Source organism: Hydrogenivirga sp., from assembly GCF_056450045.1.
The window spans coordinates 1-3867 of record NZ_JBWONM010000109.1 but is presented as its reverse complement, the minus strand read 5'-3'; the positions used below and the strand labels follow the sequence as shown (position 1 = coordinate 3867).

At 51.2% G+C, this 3867-nt stretch carries 4 protein-coding genes; 1 reads left to right on the top strand and 3 read right to left on the bottom strand.

Annotation, left to right across the window (positions count from 1 at the left end; translation table 11 throughout):
• A partial coding sequence (gene speE, locus AC1HCM_RS04650; RefSeq protein ID WP_479460609.1) for a polyamine aminopropyltransferase occupies positions 1-662 on the bottom strand: 662 nt, incomplete at its 3' end.
• A complete protein-coding gene (gene rsmA / locus AC1HCM_RS04645) occupies positions 659-1402 on the bottom strand; it encodes a 16S rRNA (adenine(1518)-N(6)/adenine(1519)-N(6))-dimethyltransferase RsmA (RefSeq protein ID WP_479460608.1) in 744 nt (247 codons plus the stop codon). The genes speE and rsmA, both read right to left, overlap by 4 nt.
• 31 nt (positions 1403-1433) lie before the next feature.
• Here rsmA and AC1HCM_RS04640 point away from each other — a divergent pair, with 31 nt between their 5' ends.
• On the top strand, positions 1434-2867 hold the full coding sequence (locus AC1HCM_RS04640; RefSeq protein WP_479460607.1) for an acetyl-CoA carboxylase biotin carboxylase subunit: 1434 nt from the start codon (positions 1434-1436) through the stop codon (positions 2865-2867).
• On the opposite strand, the gene AC1HCM_RS04635 is transcribed toward AC1HCM_RS04640, so the two are convergent.
• The gene (locus AC1HCM_RS04635) at positions 2855-3580 is read right to left on the bottom strand and encodes a hypothetical protein (RefSeq protein ID WP_479460606.1); all 726 of its coding nucleotides are present in this window, start codon (positions 3578-3580) and stop codon (positions 2855-2857) included. The genes AC1HCM_RS04640 and AC1HCM_RS04635 overlap by 13 nt on opposite strands.
• Positions 3581-3867: the final 287 nt, after the last annotated feature.

The window sequence follows — 3867 nt, the reverse complement described above, 5'->3', positions numbered from 1 at the left end:
ACGGAGGTGTAGAGGTCAACTATCGGGAATACCTTCTGGAGGTTCTTCTGGACCTTGACCACCATCTCAAGGTGGTAGTGAATTGACTCGGTCTGACCTGCGTATATGCCGTCTTCCTTAAGGGCTCTGTGAACGAGCTTGAAGAACTGCTCCGTGGTCAGAACCTGGGCAAATCCAACCGGGTCTGTGGAGTCAACTATGACAACGTCAAACTCCTCTTCATAGTCCTGTATGTACTTGTAGCCATCTTCGTTGACAACTATAGCTCTCGGGTCCTCAAAGGAGCTGGACAGGGTCGGGAAGAACTTCTTTGATACCTCAATCACCTGGCTGTCTATATCAACGAGAACAGCTCTCTTAACGCTATCATGCTTCAGAACCTCCCTCAGGGTTCCGCCGTCGCCTCCTCCTATTATCAGGACGTCCTCGGGGTTGGGATGGGCGTGGAGGGGGACGTGGGCTAAGTACTCGTGGTAGAGGAACTCGTACTTCTCATCAAGCTGAACCACTCCGTCCAGGACGAGCATCTTTCCAAGCTCTGGGTTCTCAAGAACTAGTATCTCCTGATACTCGCTCTTTCCCTCGTAGAGTATCTTGCTCACACTGAAGCAGTGGCGAACCGGGGCGTAGGGGTCTCTCTCCATGAAGAAAACGTCTCTCATCCTCTCACCTCATAGACATTATACAGCCTCAGAAAGTCCTCCAGAGTGAGCTCCTCAACTCTGAGGTCTGGGTCTATACCAGCACTCTCCAACAGCTCCTTCGGGAGCTTTTTCTTCAGGGTCTTTCGCCTCAGGGCAAACAGGGAGGTCAGCATCCTTTTGTACCTGTCCGTATCAACCTCCGGAGGAGGTTCCTTCCTGACAACCTTGATAACACCTGAGTCCACCTTGGGTGGCGGGACGAAGAAGCGGGCTGGGACGCTCATGATATACTCAGTCCTGTAGAAGGTGTTGAGGAACACTGTGAGCCAGCCTGTATCTCCCTTTCCTGTGAGCTTAAGTGCGACTTCCTTCTGGAGCATGAAGACACCCATGGGTATGCACTCTCTGTTCCTCACCAAGTTCTCAACTATGAGAGAGCCGACGTTGTAGGGGAGATTGCCGGTGAACTTTAGCCTCTTCGCAAGGGAGCAGAAGGGGTAAGTGGTGGCGTCCTTCTGGATAACCTCAAGCCTTGGGTCCTCTATCTGGGTAAGGTGCTCCACCATCTGGGGGTCTATCTCAAGGACGTAGAGCTTCTCCAGGGGATAGGACAGGAGGACCCTTGTCAGGTTTCCCGTTCCTCCGCCAACTTCCAGAAGGGTGTCTCCCTCTTCTATCTCAAGGTGCTGGGCTATCTTCTCTAAAACTCCCTTTGATACGAGGAGGTGCTGTCCGTAATGCTTTTTAAGCCTTCCCATCGGGTATGAAGATAGGCTTATAATTACACCGATGTTTAAGAAGGTTCTCATAGCGAACAGAGGAGAGGTTGCTCTAAGGATAATAAGAGCCTGCAAGGAGCTGGGTATAAAGACCGTCGCCATATACTCTGAGGCTGACGTTCGCTCCCTGTACGTTAAGAAGGCGGATGAGGCTTACCTCGTGCCGGGAGACCCTATAAGGGCATACCTTGACTACGTGAGGATAGTTGACCTGGCACGCCAGGTGGGAGCGGAGGCTATACACCCGGGCTACGGATTCCTCGCCGAGAACGCCAACTTTGCGAGGTACTGCCAGAGGAGAGGGGTCACCTTCATAGGACCGACCCCTGAGCAGATAGACACCTTCGGTGACAAGGTCAAGGCTAAGAAGGTTATGCAGGAGGTGGGTCTTCCCGTCGTTCCCGGCGTCCCGGAGCCCGTGACCAAGGTTGAGGATGCGGTGAGCTTTGCGAAGGAGATAGGTTTCCCGGTGATGCTCAAGGCTGCCTACGGCGGTGGCGGGAGAGGTATGAGGGTAGTTTACTCTGAAGAGGAGCTCAAGAGCGCCTTTGAGTCTGCCTACAGGGAGGCTGAGACCTTCTTCGGAAAGGGTGATATCTTCATAGAGAAGTACCTTGAGAACCCTAAGCACATAGAGGTGCAGGTCCTCGGTGACAAGTACGGAAACATAATCCATCTCGGGGAGAGGGACTGTTCCATCCAGAGGAGACATCAGAAGCTCATAGAGATAGCTCCGAGCCCTTCCCTTCCCGGAGAGCTGAGGATGAAGATACTCGGAGATGCGGTGCGCTCCCTCATGAAGGTGGGTTATGAGAACGCAGGAACCCTTGAGTTTCTCGTTGATGTCAAGACAGGTGAGTACTACTTCATAGAGATGAACACGAGGCTTCAGGTTGAGCACACGATAACGGAGACGATAACAGGCGTGGACATAGTTGAGGCGATGATAAGGATAGCGGCTGGGGAGCCTGTGCCCCTGCTCCAGAGCGATGTTACCTTCAGGGGATACGCCATAGAGTTCAGGATAAATGCGGAAGACCCTAAGAAGAACTTTGCCCCTTCGCCCGGCAAGATAACAGCCTACTACTCTCCCGGTGGTCCAGGCGTGAGGATAGATGCAGGGGTTTACAAGGATTACATAATTCCTCCCTACTACGACTCAATGATAGCCAAGATGACTGTCTGGGCTCTAACATGGGAGAAGGTTGTGTCCCGTGCCCGCAGGGCTATAGATGAGTTCATAGTCAGGGGAGTACCCACCAACATCCCCCTCTATCGGGAGATAGTCAGGGACCCCGACTTTCTAAGGGGAGACTTCGGCGTTAAGTTCCTTGAGGAGAAGCTCCAGAGAGGTGAGTACGACTTCGCGATAGAGGGCGAGGTGGACAAGGAGGACGTCGTTCTCGCCATATCAGCCGCGATAGCAGCCCATTACGGGCTGTAGGTTATCCTTGCGGGCTCGCTCTTGATCCCAAACCTGTTTACAGACCTAACCTCATAGACCGTCTTTCTCTTGGGAAGCCTGTCCTCGTAGATGTTCTGGACTATAGGCTCTTTGGTGAGGAGCTCTCCGTTCCTGAAAACGAGAAAGCCCGTCACGTCCTCTGACCTGCTCCACCAGTAAAGTATCAGCCTGTCCTTCCTGACCACGTATCTGAGTCCCTCAGGAGGTGGAGGCTTTGGAGGCTCCCTTGGGGGAACTTTAAGTATTAGGGGGTTGCTCTCCCTCTTCCCTACCACCTCCGTTATAGCAACCGTGTAAGGGGTGTACCTTCTCTCAAGGACAGCTTCCCTTCCCCTCAGCTCCTTTAGAGCCTTGGGTATCAGTCCTTCCCTGTAAGGATACACCCTGTAAACCCACTCTCTTTTGAATAGGATCTTGAGGCTCTTATCAAGGAGGATTACCTCTGCGGAGGGCTTATCCGGGTAAGCCTCTGGGGTGCAGACGAGGGTCTCCTTACCCTTCAGGTGTTTTACCCTGAAACAGAACCTTTTGGGCTCCTCCTTTATGTAGTACCATCCCTTTCCTGTAAAGCCTTCGGGGATAACATCTTTGTCGGAGGGGATAAGGTAAACGAGAGTCCCTATTCTTAGAACTCTAAACTCAGGTTCTGGCAGGGGCTTTGGTTCCTTCTTTATTCCGCAAGATGATATCAATATAAAATTCAAAAGAATAAAACCGAATTTTAAAAACCTTAACATCGCCTTAAAGATAAATTATAACCCGTTATCTGTTTTATGAGCTACCACAGGCTTGACATGAGAGGAAAATTTCTTAAAATAAGAGCTCGCAAACGTAGCAGCTGCGATTTCAGGATTTATTTTTGCCTTTAAAAGGAGGTAGGTATCATGGAAAGGAAGGTTAAATACATCACAAAGCTTGAGCTTCTGGATAAACTTTCCTCCAAAGAGAGGGAGGAGCTCAAAGAAGTTACAGATAAATT